This is a genomic window from Microbispora sp. NPDC004025, from assembly GCF_053604425.1.
The window spans coordinates 42968-59482 of record NZ_JBSGHN010000004.1; the positions used below are offsets into that span (position 1 = coordinate 42968).

The 16515-nt window shown below is 72.9% G+C and carries 16 protein-coding genes; 5 read left to right on the plus strand and 11 right to left on the minus strand.

The genetic code is table 11. The features are described 5' to 3' along the window. Positions 1 to 51: 51 nt before the first annotated feature. Positions 52 to 936, plus strand: coding sequence for a LysR family transcriptional regulator (locus tag ACWEQG_RS12030; protein WP_452284020.1), 885 nt, complete (start codon positions 52 to 54; stop codon positions 934 to 936). On the opposite strand, the gene hypF is transcribed toward ACWEQG_RS12030, so the two are convergent. The 6 genes from hypF to ACWEQG_RS12060 all read right to left on the minus strand — a co-directional run bounded on the left by hypF (position 933) and on the right by ACWEQG_RS12060 (position 9321). After that, complete coding sequence (gene hypF, locus ACWEQG_RS12035) at positions 933 to 3245, minus strand: carbamoyltransferase HypF (RefSeq protein ID WP_452284021.1); 2313 nt, start codon at positions 3243 to 3245, stop codon at positions 933 to 935. The two genes, ACWEQG_RS12030 and hypF, sit on opposite strands and share 4 nt — an antisense overlap. A 76-nt stretch (positions 3246 to 3321) precedes the next feature. Continuing rightward, positions 3322 to 3648, minus strand: coding sequence for an STAS domain-containing protein (locus ACWEQG_RS12040; protein ID WP_452284023.1), 327 nt, complete (start codon positions 3646 to 3648; stop codon positions 3322 to 3324). Further along, a complete protein-coding gene (locus tag ACWEQG_RS12045; RefSeq protein WP_452284025.1) occupies positions 3648 to 4697 on the minus strand; it encodes a cobalamin B12-binding domain-containing protein in 1050 nt (349 codons plus the stop codon). Before ACWEQG_RS12045 ends, ACWEQG_RS12040 begins: the two co-directional genes overlap by 1 nt. Further along, positions 4694 to 6265 (minus strand): PP2C family protein-serine/threonine phosphatase, encoded by a 1572-nt coding sequence (locus tag ACWEQG_RS12050; RefSeq protein WP_452284027.1) that lies wholly within the window; start codon positions 6263 to 6265, stop codon positions 4694 to 4696. Before ACWEQG_RS12050 ends, ACWEQG_RS12045 begins: the two co-directional genes overlap by 4 nt. Before the next feature lie 138 nt (positions 6266 to 6403). Next, positions 6404 to 8374 carry a cellulase family glycosylhydrolase gene (locus ACWEQG_RS12055; protein WP_452284029.1) on the minus strand — a complete coding sequence of 657 codons (1971 nt, stop codon included), beginning with the start codon at positions 8372 to 8374 and terminating at the stop codon, positions 6404 to 6406. A 32-nt stretch (positions 8375 to 8406) separates the two neighbouring features. After that, complete coding sequence (locus tag ACWEQG_RS12060; protein WP_452284031.1) at positions 8407 to 9321, minus strand: ROK family protein; 915 nt, start codon at positions 9319 to 9321, stop codon at positions 8407 to 8409. 167 nt (positions 9322 to 9488) lie between these two features. Between ACWEQG_RS12060 and ACWEQG_RS12065 the strand changes: the two genes are divergently transcribed. Next, positions 9489 to 10439 (plus strand): sulfite exporter TauE/SafE family protein, encoded by a 951-nt coding sequence (locus ACWEQG_RS12065; protein ID WP_452285081.1) that lies wholly within the window; start codon positions 9489 to 9491, stop codon positions 10437 to 10439. On the opposite strand, the gene ACWEQG_RS12070 is transcribed toward ACWEQG_RS12065, so the two are convergent. From ACWEQG_RS12070 to ACWEQG_RS12090, 5 genes are all read right to left on the minus strand, one after another. Beyond that, positions 10421 to 11134, minus strand: a complete 714-nt coding sequence (locus tag ACWEQG_RS12070) for a dienelactone hydrolase family protein (protein WP_452284033.1) — start codon at positions 11132 to 11134, stop codon at positions 10421 to 10423. The two genes, ACWEQG_RS12065 and ACWEQG_RS12070, sit on opposite strands and share 19 nt — an antisense overlap. A 37-nt stretch (positions 11135 to 11171) precedes the next feature. Then, complete coding sequence (locus tag ACWEQG_RS12075) at positions 11172 to 11771, minus strand: TetR/AcrR family transcriptional regulator (RefSeq protein WP_452284035.1); 600 nt, start codon at positions 11769 to 11771, stop codon at positions 11172 to 11174. Continuing rightward, positions 11768 to 12577, minus strand: coding sequence for an SDR family NAD(P)-dependent oxidoreductase (locus ACWEQG_RS12080; protein WP_452284037.1), 810 nt, complete (start codon positions 12575 to 12577; stop codon positions 11768 to 11770). The genes ACWEQG_RS12075 and ACWEQG_RS12080 overlap by 4 nt, the downstream gene beginning before the upstream one ends. A gap of 64 nt (positions 12578 to 12641) precedes the next feature. Beyond that, positions 12642 to 13607 (minus strand): LLM class F420-dependent oxidoreductase, encoded by a 966-nt coding sequence (locus ACWEQG_RS12085; protein ID WP_452284039.1) that lies wholly within the window; start codon positions 13605 to 13607, stop codon positions 12642 to 12644. A gap of 28 nt (positions 13608 to 13635) precedes the next feature. Further along, positions 13636 to 14733: an NADH:flavin oxidoreductase/NADH oxidase gene (locus ACWEQG_RS12090; RefSeq protein WP_452284041.1), complete on the minus strand. Its 1098-nt coding sequence runs from the start codon at positions 14731 to 14733 to the stop codon at positions 13636 to 13638. Positions 14734 to 14826: 93 nt separating this feature from the next. Here ACWEQG_RS12090 and ACWEQG_RS12095 point away from each other — a divergent pair, with 93 nt between their 5' ends. The 3 genes from ACWEQG_RS12095 (at position 14827) to ACWEQG_RS12105 (ending at position 16512) form a co-directional block, all read left to right on the plus strand. After that, the gene (locus tag ACWEQG_RS12095; protein WP_452284043.1) at positions 14827 to 15156 is read left to right on the plus strand and encodes an ArsR/SmtB family transcription factor; all 330 of its coding nucleotides are present in this window, start codon (positions 14827 to 14829) and stop codon (positions 15154 to 15156) included. A gap of 94 nt (positions 15157 to 15250) precedes the next feature. Continuing rightward, positions 15251 to 15415, plus strand: coding sequence for a hypothetical protein (locus ACWEQG_RS12100; protein WP_452284045.1), 165 nt, complete (start codon positions 15251 to 15253; stop codon positions 15413 to 15415). Positions 15416 to 15453: 38 nt separating this feature from the next. After that, positions 15454 to 16512, plus strand: coding sequence for a sulfite oxidase (locus ACWEQG_RS12105; RefSeq protein ID WP_452284047.1), 1059 nt, complete (start codon positions 15454 to 15456; stop codon positions 16510 to 16512). The last annotated feature ends 3 nt before the right edge of the window (positions 16513 to 16515 follow it).

Sequence of the window (16515 nt, forward strand, 5' to 3'; positions counted from 1 at the left end):
TCCGCCACGCCTGTAATACCCTGTGGGCATCAAAGGCGGGAGGATGCGCTGGTGGACGTCGATCTGCGGAAGCTGCGATATTTCGTCGCGGTGGCCGAGCGGCTGCATTTCGGGCGGGCCGCCGAGGCGCTGCATATCGCGCAACCCGTACTGTCCCGCCAGATCCGGGCGCTCGAGAAAGAGCTGAAGGTTCAGCTCTTCGTACGCGACAGGCGGGCCACCGAACTCACCTCCGCGGGCGAGCAACTGCTCGCCGACGCCCGCCCGCTGCTGGCCTCGGCCGAGGCGCTGCGCCGACGCGTCAGTCGCGCCGCACGCGGCGCCGACACCTTCACCGTCGGATTCATGCCAGGGCTGATCGTCACTCCGGCGGTCCGTGCGCTGCGCGAACGTCACCCCCGGCTGACAGTGGAGGTGGTGCGCACAACCTGGGACGATCAGGTCGAGACCATCCACGACGGGCGGGTGGACATCGGCTACGTGCGCCTGCCGATCGACCGGCGCGGGCTGCGCGTCCGGCCGCTGATGGACGAGCCGCGCGTCGCTGTGCTGCCCACCGGCCACCATCTGGCGGGCAAGGACATGATCGGCATCGCCGACCTCGCCGACGAACACCTCCTCCAGGACCCCGATGCCGTTCCCGAATGGCGCGACATCGCCGGCGAGCTGCGAGGGCCGGGACCGCGTCGCCCCGCGCCGGTCTTCCACGCTGTGGAGGAGAAGCTCGAACACGTCGCCGCGGGTCGTGGCGTCGTCATCCTGCCGCTGTCGGTGGTGACCTTCTACACCCGGCCGGACGTCACCTACGTCCCGGTCGCCGATATCCCGCCGAACCAGGTGTGCCTGGCCTGGGACAGCACCCGCCGCACCCCCCTGATCGGCGAGTTCGCCGCCATCGCGACGGACCTGCGGGCCGACACCCTGCGCGCGGTCTAGGGATCTCCGCGATCGAGCGCCGCGGCGACGGCGGCCTGGCCGAGGCTGACGCCGCCGTCGTTCGGGGGGACGCGGTGGTGGGTGAGCACCGTGAAGCCGCGCTCCTCCAGCAGGGTCACGGCCCGGCCGAGCAGCAGCAGGTTCTGGAACACGCCGCCGGACAACGCGACCGTGGACAGGCCGCGGGCCTCCCTGACTAGGGCGCAGCCGTCGGCGACGACGCGGGCCACGGCGTTGTGGAAGCGCGCGGCGACGACGTCGCGCGGCACACGCGCGCGCACGTCCTCGGCGGCCGCGCGGACCAGGGCCACGCCCGGCACGGTGAACCGCGTGCCCGTTGCGACGAAACCGCAGGGATACGCCTCGTCCACCGCGGGGTCGGCCAGCTGCTCGAACTCGACCGCGGCCTGGCCCTCGTAGGTGATCGCGTCGCGCACGCCCGCGACCGCCGCCACCGCGTCGAACAGGCGGCCCATGCTGGAGGTGAGGGGCGGGTTGACAGGCGCGTTCCCGCCCCGGCGGGCCAGCGCGACGACGGCCGCCCACCGTTCGGCGTTGCGCCGGAGGACCTCCAGGTCCTCCGGGACGTCCCCGTCATAGGCGAGATCGAGGTAGGCCGCCGCCATGCGCCAGGGCTGCCGGATCGCGGTGGCGCCGCCGGGCATCGGCACCGGCGCCAGGTGACCCACCCGTTCGAATTCCGCCAGGTCGGCCACGAGGAACTCCCCGCCCCACAGCGTGCCGTCCGGGCCGTACCCGAGGCCGTCGAAGGCCACTCCCACGACCGGCCCGGCCACGGCGTTGTCGGCCAGGCAGGAGGCGATGTGGGCGTGGTGGTGCTGCACGCCGACCAGGTCCGCGTCCTGGTCGAGGGCCCACTTCGTGGACAGGTACTCGGGGTGCAGGTCGTGCGCGACCACCTCGGGCGTGATGTCGAACAGCCGCCGGAAATGCTCGACGCCCTCGGTGAACGACCGCAGGGTCTCGTAGTTCTCCAGGTCGCCGATGTGGTGGGAGACGACCGCACGGTCGCCCTTGACCAGGCAGAACGTGTGCTTCAGCTCGGCGCCGCAGGCGAGCACGGGCCGGGGGGCCGCCCGGGCGAGCGCCAGCGGCTGCGGCACGTACCCCCGCGACCGCCTGATCGGCAGGTCGCGGCCCCGGAAGACCCGTACGACCGAGTCGTCCGTGCGGATGTGGATGGGGCGGTCGTGCGTGAGGAAGGCGTCGGCGATGCCGCCCAGCCGTTCCAGAGCGTCCTCGTCGCGGTAGGCGATCGGCTCGTCGGACACGTTTCCACTGGTCAGGACGACGGGCTGGCCCAGCGCCCGGAGCAGCAGGTGGTGCAGCGGGGTGTAGGGCAGCAGCACGCCCAGCCACCGGTTGCCCGGTGCCACGGACGGCGCGACGGACAGTGCGACGGACAGTGCGGCGGAGGTGCCCTGCAGCCGCCGCAGCAGCACGACGGGGCGGGCGGGCCCGGTCAGCAGGCGCTCCTCGGCCGGGTCCACCACGCACAGCCGCCGTGCCTCGTCCAGATTGCCCGCCATCACCGCGAACGGCTTGTCCTCGCGGTGCTTGCGCGACCGCAGCGCCGCCACGGCGGGCTCGTCGGCCGCGAGCGCCGCCAGGTGGTAACCGCCGAGCCCCTTGACCGCCAGCACCCCGCCCGCCCGCAACAGCCGTACGGCCCGCGCGAGCGGGTCGCCTGCCGGGTCTCCGCCGCTCCCGGAACCGACGAAGCGCAGCCGGGGCCCGCAGGCGGGGCAGCACACGGGCTGGGCGTGGAAGCGCCGGTCGGCGGGGTCGTGGTACTCCCGGGCGCAGTCCGCGCACATCCGGAAGCCGGCCATCGTCGTGTTCGCCCGGTCGTACGGCACGTCGCGGACGATGGTGAAGCGCGGCCCGCAGCCGGTGCAGTTGATGAAGGCGTAGCCGTGCCTGCGGTCGGCGGGGTCGGTCAGCTCGCGCAGGCAGGCGTCGCAGGTCGCCACGTCCGGCGAGACGAGCGCGCGCCGGTCCCCGCAGGCCGTGCTGGGCGCGATCACGAAGGTCCTGCGGCCGGTGACCGGCGCCGGGCCCGTGCTGATCCGCTCGATCACCGCCAGCGGCGGCGGGTCGCCGGCCAGCGCGGCGAGGAACTGCTCGACCGGCGCGCTGCCGCCCTCGACCTCGATGAAGACGCCGCGTTCGTCGTTGCCGACGACCCCGGCGAGGCCGAGCCGCGTGGCGAGGCCGTACACGAAGGGCCGGAAGCCGACCCCCTGCACGATCCCCTCGACCCGGACGGCGACGGCACGCCTGCTCACCCGCTCATTGTCTCAGCCGGGCGAGATCTCAGTCGGGCAAGGTCTCAGTCGGGCAAGGTCTCAGTCGGGCAAGGTCTCAGTCGGGGAGGTCCAGCACGTCGTCGAGGGCGACTACCTCGATCAGGTGGCGCAGATAAGGGGTGAGCGCGACGATCCGGAAGCCGGCCCCGCGCTCCCCGGCCCCCATGTAGGCGTTCATCAGGACGGCCATGCCCGAGGAGTCGATGAAACTCAGCCCGGCCAGGTCGAGTTCGAGCAGACGCAGGTCTTCGGCGAGCGCCTTGTCCACCGCGGCGGACGCCTCGTCCGCCGCGCCGAAATCGAGCTCACCGGTCATCACGAGGCGCACGGCGCCGGGTTCGGAAACAAGCGTCTCGACCTGGAACTGGGGCGTGTCCTGCATCAGACGCTCGTCTCTGTTCGTCGGACCGCGCAACACATCTGTGCCGCGGTGACGCCCTCGGTCAGCAGCGCCCGGGCGCGGGGGCAGTCCGCCAGTACATCATGGAAAACGCCCAGCCCGAGCACGACGGACTCCGCCGGCACATTCCGGGCCGCCAGCACCCGGCAGGTCCACGCCACGAAATCGGTGAACAGCGAGGCGTCGTGGACGTAGATCGCGGCGACCAGGAAGTCGGCGAGGTGACCGAGATCCTCGCCGGTGTGCTCCAGTTGCCGCGCGCTGTAGCCGCCCATCGGGGCGTAGGCCTCCCTGAGCCCGTCCATGACGCGGGACAGCAGTTCGGCGCGGTGCCGGGTCAGGTACGCGTACTCCTCGTCGCCCAGATGGACCGCGTCGTCATGAGCGGCGGGAAACGACGGCAGCCCGGCGGCGAGCCGGTCGGCCGCCGCGTCGGCGGTGGGCGCCCACGCGTCCGCGCCGAGCAGCCGGGCGTAGCGGCCGTCGGCGCCGAACCCGGCCCCGCCGGCCAGCACGGGGATGCCCACGGCCTGGCAGGCCGCGATGGTGGCGTGCGCGCGGGGCAGCCGGGTCGGCAGCGTGCAGCCGAGCGCGACCACGTCGGGCCCCGTCTGGTGCAGATGGGTGATCAGGTGCGGCCCGGGCACGCTGGCGCCCAGGAAGTCGACGTCCCAGCCCCGCAGGCGCAGCACCTCCGCCATGATGCGGGTGGGCAGCGCGTGATACTCGCCATCGGCGCAGGCCACGGCCACCCGGCCGCGTGTCGGCGCGGGCCGGACGCGCCCGCTGACGGCGGCCACCGCGCGCTCGCTGACCGCGGTCGCGCCGTGCTCGCGCGCCACCGACCACTCGTTCGACGCCCACAGCTCACCCACCCGGCGCTGACCGGGCGCGATGACCCTCAGCAGCACGTCCTCGGCGGGGACGCCCCCGTCGATCAGGCCCACGACCAGGTCGACCGCGCCGTACTCGTCGGCCCGGCCGATCAACTCCAGGTAGCGCCCGGTGGCAACCTCCAGGTCCGGCGTCATCGCGACGTCCCCCTCCCCGCGCTTACGGCGAGCAATGCGCGGTCGTCCTGCTGCCCGCCCCGCAACCACTCGGTGCTGAGCTGCTCCAGACGCTCGACGAGCGCGTCGACCGGCATGCCGGCGCAGGTCGCCAGCGCCCGCTTCAGCCGCTCCTCGCCGAACATCTCCCGGCCGCTCGGACCGCCGAACGCCTCGGTGATCCCGTCGCTGTACAGCAGGCACACCTCGCCGGGAGCCAGGTCGAGCGTGACGGGCCACAGGCTGATCTTCTTCAGCGCGCCGAGGATCGAACCGCGGACGGCGACCTCCTCCACCGTGCCGTCCCGGCGCAGGACCAGCGGGGGCGGGTGCCCGGCGACGGACAGGTCCACCAGCACGTGGTCGCCGGGGGCGCTCCGCAGCGCCGCGAGGATCAGCGTGACGTAGGAGTTCGGCGACGGGGACGCGACCAGCGACCGGTTGAGCAGTTCGAGCAGCCGCTCGGGACGGCTTTCCAGCAGCAGCAGCGTACGCAGGCTGTGGCGGACCTGACCGGCCAGGACCGCCGCGCGGGCGCCCTTGCCGCAGACGTCGCCCAGGATGACCAGCGGAGGCCGCTCCACGATCTCGCTCTCCGGCGCGGACTCGGGCAGGTAGACGTCGTAGAAGTCACCGCCGATGGCGCCCGCCTGCTGTGAGGCCCGCAGCCGGCCGGCCAGCCGCATGCCCTCGATCTCCGGCAGGTCGGGCGGCAGCAGGTCGCCGGTCAGGATGGCGTTGACCGTGCTCTGTTCCCGGAACAGGGAGGCCGCCGAGATCGCGGCGCCGGCCCGGGTCGCGAGGTCGCACGCCATCACCTGGTCGTCCTCGCCGAACGGCGGCCGCCCGGCGCGGCGGGCGAGCACGATCGCGCCGGCCGGCACGCCGTTGCCGGGCAGCGGGAGCACCAGCAGGTGGCCGACCGGGCCGAACCCCTCCGGCAGCAGCCAGCCGGGCGTGCCCGCCGGGTCCTGCCGTCCCGCGGCGTCCTCACGCAGGCCGGCGAGCGCGTCGGTCAGGCCGGGCACCTCGGCCGCGGCGGCGGCCGGCACGATGCCCTCGTCCGGGCCGGAACGGCCGGAGACGGCGCGCACCCACTCCACGCGACGGCGGGCGGTGGGCGGCAGCAGCACGACCGCCGCGTCGCACAGGAAGTCGGTGCCCAGCTCCGTCGCGGCCCGGGCGCACCGGTGGGGGTTGAGCGAGGCGGACAGGCGTCGCGCGGCCTCCAGCAGGAACTCCGTACGCTGCGTCTCCCGCTGTTCCCGGGGCGATTCCGCGGTCAGATACCAGGCGGTCCGGCCTTCGCCCATTTCCTCGGCGCGGACCCGGATCTCCCGTCCGCCGTGCGTCACGGTCCGGCCTTCGAGGGCGGACGGGGCGGAACCGAGCGGGGCGGGCAGGGGCAGCCCCGGCTCGATCCCCGGCACCAGGCGGGCCGCCGCCGGATTGGCCAGTGTCACGACGCCGCCGGCGTCGCACAGCACGACGCCCTCGCCGCCGCGTTCGAGCAACGCCGCCATGAGATCGGGGGCGATGGCCCCTTTCACCTGTGCGTTCCCGTCATGGCCGCGTCCCCCGATTCCGATTCGATCCTCCAGACTACCTTTGCCCCCGAAATGGAAATATCGCACTAATTTCGGTCAACCCCACCCCGGTGAGCCGTACGGCCGTGGGGATGCAGCCGATCACTCGGCGCGTACGTCGTCTATCCGGAAGGTGCCGGGGCTCACCCAGACGAACATGCCGCGCACGTCCTTGAGATCCTCCGTCGTGCAGGACATCGCCGAGGTGAGGTCGATCTCCACCGTCCCCGTGGCGTCCTGGTTCTGCCATCCCCAGGTGGACTGGCACCAGGCCCAGCCGGAGCCGGTCTGCAGCGCGACACTGGTCGAGGTGCCGGCGGCCCCCGTCTTGACGTCGTACTTCAGCGTGCCCTTGGCCGACAGGTCGACGGGCTCGGGGAAGGCCGCGCCGAACCAGCCGCCGCCGGTCGCGTCCACCCGCAGGGCGTGCGTGCCGTCGGTGGCCCAGTCGGTGGACTGGGCCACCGTGCCGGCGTCGCTCTGCCAGTTGCCGGGCGCCCAGCCCTGCACGCCGTCCTCGAAGGAGAACAGCCTGATCGCCGCGCCCGGGTCGGGCTTGACGGTCACCGTGATCGTGGCGGTGCCGGACCACCGCAGCAGGCTGTCGCGCACCCGGTAGGTCGCCGTGGCCCGGCCGCTGAAGCCCTCGGCGGGAGTGAAGGCGACCTTCCCCGACGTGTCGGCGGTGAACGTGCCGCCGGTCACGGTCAGGCTCGCCTGACGGCCCGCCCTCGCCGGGTCGAGGTCGAGCGTCTCCGGCCTGATCCTCGCGAGGTACGCGATGTCGTTGGCGGTGGCGTCCACCGTGACCGCGGTGCGGAAGGTCGTGACGGCCGTGTCGTCGTCGGCCACCGGCGGGAAGATAGGCAGCCTGCCGCGGATCGTCGCCGAGGCGTTGGTGATCGTCGTGCAGACCGGGCTGGGGCAGTAGACGGTGAAGCCGTCGTAGTCGGGATAGAGCGTGCCGTCGTCCTGCGTGCCCGCGATCAGCCAGTACAGGAAGCCCGCGCCGCCGCCGGACACGAAGGCGTCCGTCCACTCGCGGTAGACGGGGTTGCGCCCGGCCTTGCTCAGCAGGCCGAACTCGCCCAGCATCACCGGCTTGCCGATCCTGCGGCCGTCGGCGAGGTGCTTCTTGATCCAGGTCGTGCCCCAGGCGGCGTCCTTGCCCCATCCGTCCGGATAGAGGTGCAGGGACATCAGGTCCATCTTCGGCAGCCTGGCCAGCGCGACGGTGTCCACGCCCTCGCCGCAGTTGTCGGTCCAGTCCGGGCCGCCGGGATCGGCGCAGTAGAAGCCCTCGTCGCCCGCGCCGACCAGGTGCCTGGCGTCCACCGACTTGATGTGCCGGGACATCTCGTCCGCCCACGCGGTGACGGTGGCCGTGGTGCAGCCGGGGGATGCCGGGTAGTCGCCCGACCCCTTGCACCGGGGTTCGTTGGCCAGTTCCCACGCCATGATCGTGGGGTCGTCCTTGTAGGCGACGCCGGTCAGCGTGTTGACCCGGTTGAGCAGATGGCTGATCCAGCCCTTGAACCAGCCCCTGATCGCCGGGTCGGTGTAGAAGTCGTCGTGGTGCTGTCCCTTGGCCCAGCGGACGTACTGGTCCATGCCGCCGTAGGCGTTCCAGTTGTTGACGAGCGGGATGACCAGCTTGATCCCGGACTTCCTGGCCTTCCACAGCACGTAGTCGAGGTGTTCGAGGCCGTCGGCCCCGTCGTTGTAGGCCGGTTTGGTCCCGTCCCAGTACTGGAAGTAGACGCCGTCCGCCTTGCCCTGGATGGAGTCGGACCCGTCCTGGTTGCCGATGTCCAGCGACCCCCAGTTGCGGATCACGGACAGGTCCGCGGCCTTGGCGCGGGCGAACACGTCGTCCACCATCGCGTGCGACTTGTACATCAGGTAGTAGTTGTTGGCCCCGGCGAAGCGGAACGGCTTGCCGTCGAGCACGAGGTGGGCCCCCGCGCGCTTGACGAAGCCGTCGTTCCCGGTGGCGGCCTCCGCCGTGCCGGGGGCCGCGACCAGCCCCGCCAGCACGGCGGCCACCATGACGCCCGTACGCGGTCCTCTCATCGACGCTCCTTGTGTCGGGAGGCCCGGGCAGGTCAGGTGCCCGGGTTGTCCTGGATCAGGACGAGGGCGGCGGCGCCGAACAGCCCGGCGTCGCGGCCCAGAGAGGTCGGGTCCACCCGCAGGCGCCGCAGGAAGCCGAGCCCGGCGTTCCTCTCGATCGCCTGCCTCAGCGGGTCGAAGAGAATCGGCCCCGCCGCGGCCACGCCCCCTCCGATGACGACGTGGTCGAGGTCGAACAGGGCGGACGCCGTGAGCACGGCGGTGGCCAGCGCGCCGGCGGCGCGCCGGAAGGCGAGTGCGGCGGTGGGGTGCCCGGCCCGGGCGTCGGCGGCCAGCGCCCGCGCGTCCGCGCCGGACCAGCCGTTCGCGGCGGCCCACCGGACCATGCCGGGCCCGCTCGCGATGGTCTCCACACACCCGGCGCCGCCGCAGGGGCACGGCTCACCGCCGGGGTCTACCGTGATGTGCCCGATGTGCCCGGCGTTGCCGGTCGGGCCGACGTACGGCACGCCGTCGAGGACGAAGCCCCCGCCGACGCCGGTGGAGACCACCATGCCGAGCATGGCCCGTGCCGCGCGGTCCCCGCCGAGGCCGCGCCACCACTCTCCGAGCGCCATGCACTGGGCGTCGCCCGCGAGCCGTACGGGCCTGCCGGGAAGCACCTCGCCCAGCGCGTCCACCAGCGGGAACTCCCGCCAGGTGGGGATGTTCACCGGGCTGACCGTGCCCCGGCGGGGATCGAGCGGCCCGGCCGAGCCCACTCCGATCCCGTTCAGGCGAGCGGGCGCGACGCGCTCGGTGATCCGGCCCACGACCTCCGACAGCGTCTCGCCGGCCGAAGCCGGGCCGCGCAGCGGCACCTCGGCGCGGGCCAGCATCTCGCCGTCGGGTGCGACGGCCGCGGCGGCGAACTTCGTGCCGCCGATGTCCACCGCGAGGACGGTCATCGCCGCATCCCCGGCCCTTCGACCACTGGCACTCCCGCCACTTAACCGGATAAGTCCGGGCAAACGTAATCGCTCGATGACCACCACGTCAACGGTCGTCCGCCCAGGGGGGGTATCCGTATTTCCGATGGGTTTGGTAGGGTAAAGGAGTGGATTTCGACTACACCATGGCGATGGGCTCCTTTCTGGTCGCCGTCGTCGTCGGCCTGACCGGGATGGGCGGCGGCGCCCTGATGACGCCCATGCTCGTGACGTTCTTCGGCGTGCCGCCTCTCGCCGCCGTCTCGAGCGACCTCGTCGCCGCCGCCGTGATGAAACCGGTGGGGAGCTTCGTGCACCTGCGCCGGGGGACGGTCAACCTGCGGCTCGTCGCCTGGCTGTGCGCCGGCTCGGTCCCCGCGGCGTTCTGCGGCGTGCTCATCGCCCGCGCGCTCGGCGACGGCGAGGGTGTGCAGAACGTGATCCAGAAGGGCCTCGGTATCGCGCTGCTCATCGCGGCGGCGGGCCTGGCCGTACGCGGCTATCTCGCGATGCGCGACCGCGCCGAGGGCCGCACCCCCGAGACCGGCCGGCGCACCGCCGCCCCCGGCGAACCGGCCGCGACCGAGATGCCCGCCGTCACCGTACGGCCGCTGCCGACCGCGCTGGTGGGGGCCGTCGGCGGGCTGGTGGTCGGCATCACCTCGGTCGGCTCCGGCTCTTTGATCATCGTGGCCCTGCTGGCGCTCTACCCCGCGCTGAAGGCCAACCAGCTCGTCGGGACCGACCTGGTCCAGGCCGTGCCGCTGGTCATGTCGGCCGCGCTCGGTCATCTGATGTTCGGCGAGTTCACGCTGTCGGTCACGGTCGCGCTGCTGGCCGGCTCGATCCCGGGCGTCTACCTCGGCTCGCGGATCTCCTCGCGCGCCCCCGGCGGGCTGATCCGCCGCGTCCTCGCGTTCGTGCTGCTCGCCTCGGCGCTGAAGATGTTCGGCGTCGGCAACACCGAGACCGTCTGGGTGCTGCTCGCCGTGCTGCTGCTGGCCCCGGCCTTCTGGATGCTCCTGCGCGTGCGGTGCGGCCTGCCCGCGCTCCCCTGGAAGCGGGAGGCGCGGGAGGCTCAGACCGCCGGGAGGTGACGGCGCAGGAAGTCCATGGCCAGCGCCCACGCCGCAGGGCCCGCCTCGGGGTCGTGGAACATCGGCGCGTAGAAGTTGTGGAAGGCGTGGCCGGCCCCCTCCTGCACATGGACCTCCACGCCCGGCCGCCCGGCCGCCGCCTCCTCCACGATCGCCACCCGGTCCCGGGGGATGTAGGGGTCCCGCCCCCCGAAGTGGAACTGGATCGGGCAGCGGATGTCGTCCAGCGACTCCGGCGCGTCCGGGACGGCCGAGCCGTAGAAGGACAGCACGGCCGACAGGCCGCTTTCGTCACCGCGGGCCGCCACCGCGTAGGCCAGCGAGCCGCCGAGGCAGAAGCCGAGCGCGCCGGTCCCGCCCGTCACCTCGGGCCGCGCGGCGAGCGCGCCGAGCGCGGCGGCGCAGTCGTCCGCGGCCTTCTCGGGGTCGAGGTCCGCCACCTGCTCCAGCGACGCGCGCAGCCCCTCCTCATCGTGCGCGGCCGCCCAGCCGGGGTTCAGCCGCCAGAAGAGGTCCGGGACGCCCACGACGTAGCCGAGCCCGGCGAGGTCGGCGGCGACGGCCCGGATGTAGTCGCTGACGCCGAAGATCTCGGGAATGAGCAGCAGCCCCGGGCCGCTCCCCCGCTCCGGAATCCACAGGCGCAGGTCGAACCCGCCGTCCGCGACCGTCACCGTCTGCGTGCGCTCGGACATCCGTTCCTCCCCATCCGCGGTGCCGAGCGCGATCATCTCACGCGCCGTGCGGGCCGGCGCTCAGGGACCGCCAGATGGGCTCGGGCAGCAGCCGGGCGGCCTCGTCGAGGTCCACCCCCGGCTCGCCGGCGATCCAGCGGCGGGCGACCTCCGCGACCGGGCCGATCAGCAGCATCTCGATCATCGGAACGGGCAGGTCCGCGACCGCCCCGGACGCCACGTGCGGGCGCAGCCACGCCACCAGCGCGTCGAGGCGGGGTGCCTTGGCGACGGCGGCCGTCTTCTGCTCCAGATGCCCGAGGTACGGCGAGGCGTGGATGAACCGCGCCTTGACCGGGCTCGCCCGGACGAACCCGAGATAAGCCCCGACCAGCGCGCGCACCCCGGCGCGGGGGTCGTCCACGCCCTCCAGCGCCGCGATCAACTCGTCGAGCAGATCGGCCATGCATTCGGAGTAGAGCGCGGTCGCCAGGCCGTCGAAACTGCCGAAGTGGTGGTAGAGGCTGCCGACGCTGACCCCGCCGCGGGCCGTGACCGCCCGCATCGTGAAGCCCCGCGGCCCGTCGTCGGTGTAGACGGCGAGCGCGGCGTCGAGCAGCCGCCGCACCGTCTCCTCGCCGCGCCGCTGACGGGTCACGCCGTCCCTGTCAGGGCCGCGGCCTGCCGCCACAGCGCCTGCGCGATCTCGGGATCACACGCGACGGGGGCGAGCGGGGTCTCCTTGCCGATCTCGAAGTAGCGCCCGGTGCCGCCGGAGCCGTCGAGGGCGAGCCGGACGACGGGTTCGGCGCCGTCGTCCGGGGTGCCCCAGGTGCGCTTGACCGCCTTCAGCACGAGCCCGAACAGGCCGTCGCGAGCCCCCAGATCGGTCCGGATCACCCCCGGGTGGACCGCGTCGATCGTCACCCCGGCATCCTGCCATCGCCGGGCGAACAGCGGCACCAGCATCAGGTTGCACAGCTTGGTGTCGGCGTACGTCCTGACGGGGTGGAAGTCCAGTCCGGTCACCGTCCGGCCGGGGTCGGACCGGCCCTTGACGTACAGGCCCGCGCTGACCTGCACCACCCGCGCGCCGCTCGCCCGCAGCCGCTCCTCCAGCAGGTGGTTCAGCAGGAACGGCGCGAGATGGTTGACCGCGAACGCCCGCTCGACGCCGTCCCCGGTGATCTCACGCCGGACCGGCCAGATCCCCGCGTTGTGCACCAGCACGTCGAGCCGCGGGCAGGCCTCCAGCAGCGCGCCGGCCGCCGCGCGCACCGACGCGGTCTCCGCCAGATCGGCGGTCACGAGCACCGCGTCGCCCGGGAGGGCGGCCCGCGCCGCCTCCCCGCGTACGGGATCGCGGGCCACGATCACCACCCGGAACCCCTCGCGGGCGAGACGGGACGCGACCGCCTGCCCGATGCCGCGCGAGCCGCCCGTCACCACAGCGGTGGGTGTCATGCGGCGACTCTAATTAGAGCAACTCTCTAGATCAAGTCTCTAATTCTTCCCCGCCCGTTGCGCGCTACAGGTCGCGCAGCGCGGGGAGGAGCTCCTTCTCCGACCACTCGAAGAACTCCCGCTGCCGCTCCCGCCCGACCTGCACGAGCGCGAGGTGGGTGAATCCGGCGTCGGTGTACTGCCGCACGGCCTCGACCACGGCGTCCACGTCCGCGCCGCAGGGCACCTTCTCCGCCACGTCCTGCGGCCGTACGGTCTCGGTCGCGGCGGCGAAGTTGACCGGCGCGGGCAGCTCCGACATGACCTTCCAGCCGGTCACCGCCCAGCGCCACATGCGGTGCGCCCGCTCGATCGCGGCGTCCCTGTCGGGGTCGTAGCAGACGGCGAGCTGGCCGTAGACGGGCTTGGCCTCGCCGCCGGACGCGGCGAACTTCTCCACCAGCGACCCGTCCGGGTCGGTCGCCACGAGACCGTCGCCGAGCTCGGCCGCGATGTCCACCGACTGCTCGCCGGACGCGGCCACCGCGATGGGCACCGGCCGCTCGGGCAGGTCGAACAGCCGGGCCGAGTCGAGGTCGAAGTACTCGCCGCGGTAGTTGCGGTAGCCGCCCTGGAAGAGCTCCTTGATGACCTCGATGGCCTCGCGGAACATCTCGTGCCGGGTGTTGACCGGCGGCCAGCCGTGCCCGACCACGTGCTCGTTGAGGTTCTCGCCCGCGCCCACGCCGAGGGTGAACCTGCCGTCGCTGAGCGCCCCCATCGTGGCCGCCTTCTGCGCCACCACGGCCGGGTGGTACCGCATGATCGGGCACGTCACGTACGTCATCAGCGGCAGCCGTTCGGTGGCCTGCGCCACCGCGCCCAGCACCGACCAGGCGTACGGAGAGTGGCCCATCTCCTCCAGCCACGGGAAGTAGTGGTCGGAGATGACCGCGTAGTCGAAACCGGTCCGTTCGGCCGCGACCGCGTCCTCCACCAGCTCCTTCGCGGGCGTCTGCTCGCACATAAGGGTGAAACCGATCTCTGCCATACGGCCACCCCTACCCACGTCCGGGCGTTCAGACCGCCCAGCCGTACTGGTCGGGCCGGCGCACGGCCGCCCCCAGCTCGCGCGCCGCGTTGTGCGGCCAGTACGGGTCGCGCAGCAGCTCACGGCCGAGCATCACCGCGTCGGCCTGCCCGGAGGCGACGATCTCCTCGGCCTGGCGCGGCTCGGTGATGAGGCCGACGGCCGACGTGGGCAGGTCGGTCTCCGCCTTCACCCGGGCCGCGAACGGCGCCTGGTATCCCGGCCCCACGGGGATCCGGGCCTTCGGCGCGTTGCCGCCCGTCGAGACGTCGAGCAGGTCCACCCCGTGGGCGAGCAGCTCCTTGGCCAGCCGCACGGTGTCGTCGGCGGTCCAGCCCTCGCGGGGGTCCTCGGGGTTCTCGCTCAGCCAGTCGGTGGCCGAGATCCGGAAGAACACCGGCAGCTCGTCCGGCCACTCGGCGCGCACCGCGTCGACCACCTCCAGGGCGAAGCGAGCCCGGTTCTCGAAGCTGCCGCCGTACGCGTCGGTGCGCCGGTTGCTGAACGGCGACAGGAACTCGTGGATCAGGTAGCCGTGGGCGCCGTGGATGTCCACCACCTTGAAGCCGGCCGCGAGCGCGCGCCGCGCGGCCGCCGCGAAGCCTTCCACCAGCCGCCGGATGTCGGCCTCGCTCAGCTCGTCGGGCACCGGGTGGCCCTCCGCGAACGGGATCGGGCTGGGCGCGACCGGCCGCCAGCCGTGGTCCTCCGGGCCGACCGGCGCGCCGCCCCGCCACGGGCGGTCGGTGGACGCCTTACGCCCGGCGTGCGCGAGCTGGATGCCGGGCACCGCGCCCTGGTCCGCGAGGAACCGGGCGAGGCGACCGAACTGTGCTTGTTGGCGCTCGTTCCACAGCCCGAGGTCGGCGGGGCTGATCCGGCCCTCGGGGGACACGGCGGTGGCCTCGACCACGATCAGACCGGCCCCGCCCACCGCCCGGGACCCGAGATGGGTCAGGTGCCAGTCGGTCGGGACGCCCTGCTCCGGGCCCTCGACGGCCGCGCAGTACTGGCACATCGGCGACATCCAGACGCGGTTGGGGATGGTCAGGTTCCGCAGGGTCAGGGGCTCGAACAACGCGCTCACGCCGCGCTCCTCTCGTCGTCGGGACTCTTGTACGATAGCTCTCGTAGTACGCCATCTGTCAAACTACGAAGACCTTCGTACAAGGGAGGCCCGATGACCCCTCGGACGCTCGACCATCCGGACCGGTCCGAGATCCGGCTCGAGGACGTGCTGCACGCGCTGTCCGATCCCGTACGGCTCCAGGTGGTGTGCTATCTCGCCGGCAGCGGCGAGTCGTCCTGCTCGGCGATCGACCTCGCGGTCAGCAAGTCGACGAGCACCCACCACTTCCGCGTGCTCCGCGAGGCGGGCGTGATCAGGCAGGTCTACCGGGGGACCGCGAAGATGAGCTCCCTGCGCCGCGAGGATCTCGACGCCCTCTTCCCCGGCCTGCTCGACACCGTGATCCGGGCGTACGACACGCGGCGGGCGGCGACCCTGTAACTGTCCAAATTAGCTTGACCAGTTACGCTCCTTTGCCGTACCTTTGTAACTGACTAAGACAATTAGGACAGTTACAACGACCACCGGGGCGGCAATGATGTTCTACGACTATTCCCTGGCCACCGAGCGCATCACCGAGTTGCACCGCGAGGCCGACAACGCGCGCGTCGCCAGCCGACTGGTCGCGGCCCGGCGCTGGTCGCGTCTCGCGTCCTGGGCCCAGCGGCAGGCCCGGCGAGCGAGCCAGGACCTGGGCTGACGGGCCCGTCACCGCGTCGGCCCGGAGAGGAAGGGCCGATGCGCACGACACCCGGCAGCCGCACGGCGGTGGTGAAGCCGGCGACCGCCGACCTCATGGAGGACGCGGGCACCGGACTCGACTACGGCAGCCGGCCCGACCGCCTGCCCGGCCTGCTCACTCCGACCGACCGGTTCTTCGTCCGCAACCACGCCCCGACCCCCCGACTCGACGCGCGAACCTGGACGCTGCGCGTCGAGGGCGGCGGCGTACGCCGGACCGTCCGCTACACCTACGACGACCTGTGGCGCCGCTTCCCGCTCGTGTCCGTCGTCCGGACCCTCGAGTGCGCGGGCAACCGGCGCGCCCTCTTCGGCGCCGAGCACGGCCACCACTTCGGCGGAGTGCAGTGGGGCCGCGGCGCGATCGGCACCGCCGAGTGGACCGGTATCCCGCTGCGCGACCTGCTCGAACCGGCGGGGCTCACGGACGCCGCCGTCGAGGTCATGCCGGAAGGGCTCGACGCAGCGCGCGGACGCCGCCCGATGCCCCTCGCCAAGGCCCTGGCGCCCGACACCCTGCTCGCGCTCGCCATGAACGGCGAGATCCTGCCGCCCGACCACGGCTTTCCCGCCCGCGTGGTCGTCTCCGGCTGGCTCGGCGCGGCGAGCATCAAGTGGGCGGGCCGCATCGAGGTGTCCGACCGGCCGCTGCGCGAGCCGTGGAACACCGAGGACTACGTGATCACCGCACCCGGCCGACCGGCCGTGCCGATCACCTCCACGCCGGTCGCGAGCCTGGTCGAACTGCCCTGGCCCGCGCGCCTGGGCCCCGGCCCGCAGATGATCCGCGGCCGCGCGTACGCCGGGGAGGACCGCGTCACGGCCGTCGACTACCGGATCGACGACGGCCCCTGGCGATCGGCCGCCCTCGACGGACCGGACCTCCCCGGCGTCTGGACCCGCTGGCGGTTCCCCTGGGATCCCGCCCCGGGCGCGCACGTCGTGCGGGTGCGGGCCACCGACGAGCACGGCCGATCCCAGCCGGACGCCACCCCCTGGAACGACCTCGGCTACTGCCACAACTCGGTGCTCCCCCACCCCGTGCTCGTGGCCTGACGG

What these genes read in the sequence shown, in the direction of transcription:
- ACWEQG_RS12040 (WP_452284023.1), bottom strand. Translation starts at nt 3,648, where the DNA reads ATGCAGGACACGCCCCAGTTCCAGGTCGAGACGCTTGTTTCCGAACCC.
- ACWEQG_RS12045 (WP_452284025.1), bottom strand. Translation starts at nt 4,697, where the DNA reads ATGACGCCGGACCTGGAGGTTGCCACCGGGCGCTACCTGGAGTTGATC.
- ACWEQG_RS12055 (WP_452284029.1), bottom strand. Translation starts at nt 8,374, where the DNA reads ATGAGAGGACCGCGTACGGGCGTCATGGTGGCCGCCGTGCTGGCGGGG.
- ACWEQG_RS12060 (WP_452284031.1), bottom strand. Translation starts at nt 9,321, where the DNA reads ATGACCGTCCTCGCGGTGGACATCGGCGGCACGAAGTTCGCCGCCGCG.
- ACWEQG_RS12065 (WP_452285081.1), top strand. Translation starts at nt 9,489, where the DNA reads ATGGCGATGGGCTCCTTTCTGGTCGCCGTCGTCGTCGGCCTGACCGGG.
- ACWEQG_RS12070 (WP_452284033.1), bottom strand. Translation starts at nt 11,134, where the DNA reads ATGTCCGAGCGCACGCAGACGGTGACGGTCGCGGACGGCGGGTTCGAC.
- ACWEQG_RS12080 (WP_452284037.1), bottom strand. Translation starts at nt 12,577, where the DNA reads ATGACACCCACCGCTGTGGTGACGGGCGGCTCGCGCGGCATCGGGCAG.
- ACWEQG_RS12085 (WP_452284039.1), bottom strand. Translation starts at nt 13,607, where the DNA reads ATGGCAGAGATCGGTTTCACCCTTATGTGCGAGCAGACGCCCGCGAAG.
- ACWEQG_RS12095 (WP_452284043.1), top strand. Translation starts at nt 14,827, where the DNA reads ATGACCCCTCGGACGCTCGACCATCCGGACCGGTCCGAGATCCGGCTC.
- ACWEQG_RS12100 (WP_452284045.1), top strand. Translation starts at nt 15,251, where the DNA reads ATGATGTTCTACGACTATTCCCTGGCCACCGAGCGCATCACCGAGTTG.
- ACWEQG_RS12105 (WP_452284047.1), top strand. Translation starts at nt 15,454, where the DNA reads ATGCGCACGACACCCGGCAGCCGCACGGCGGTGGTGAAGCCGGCGACC.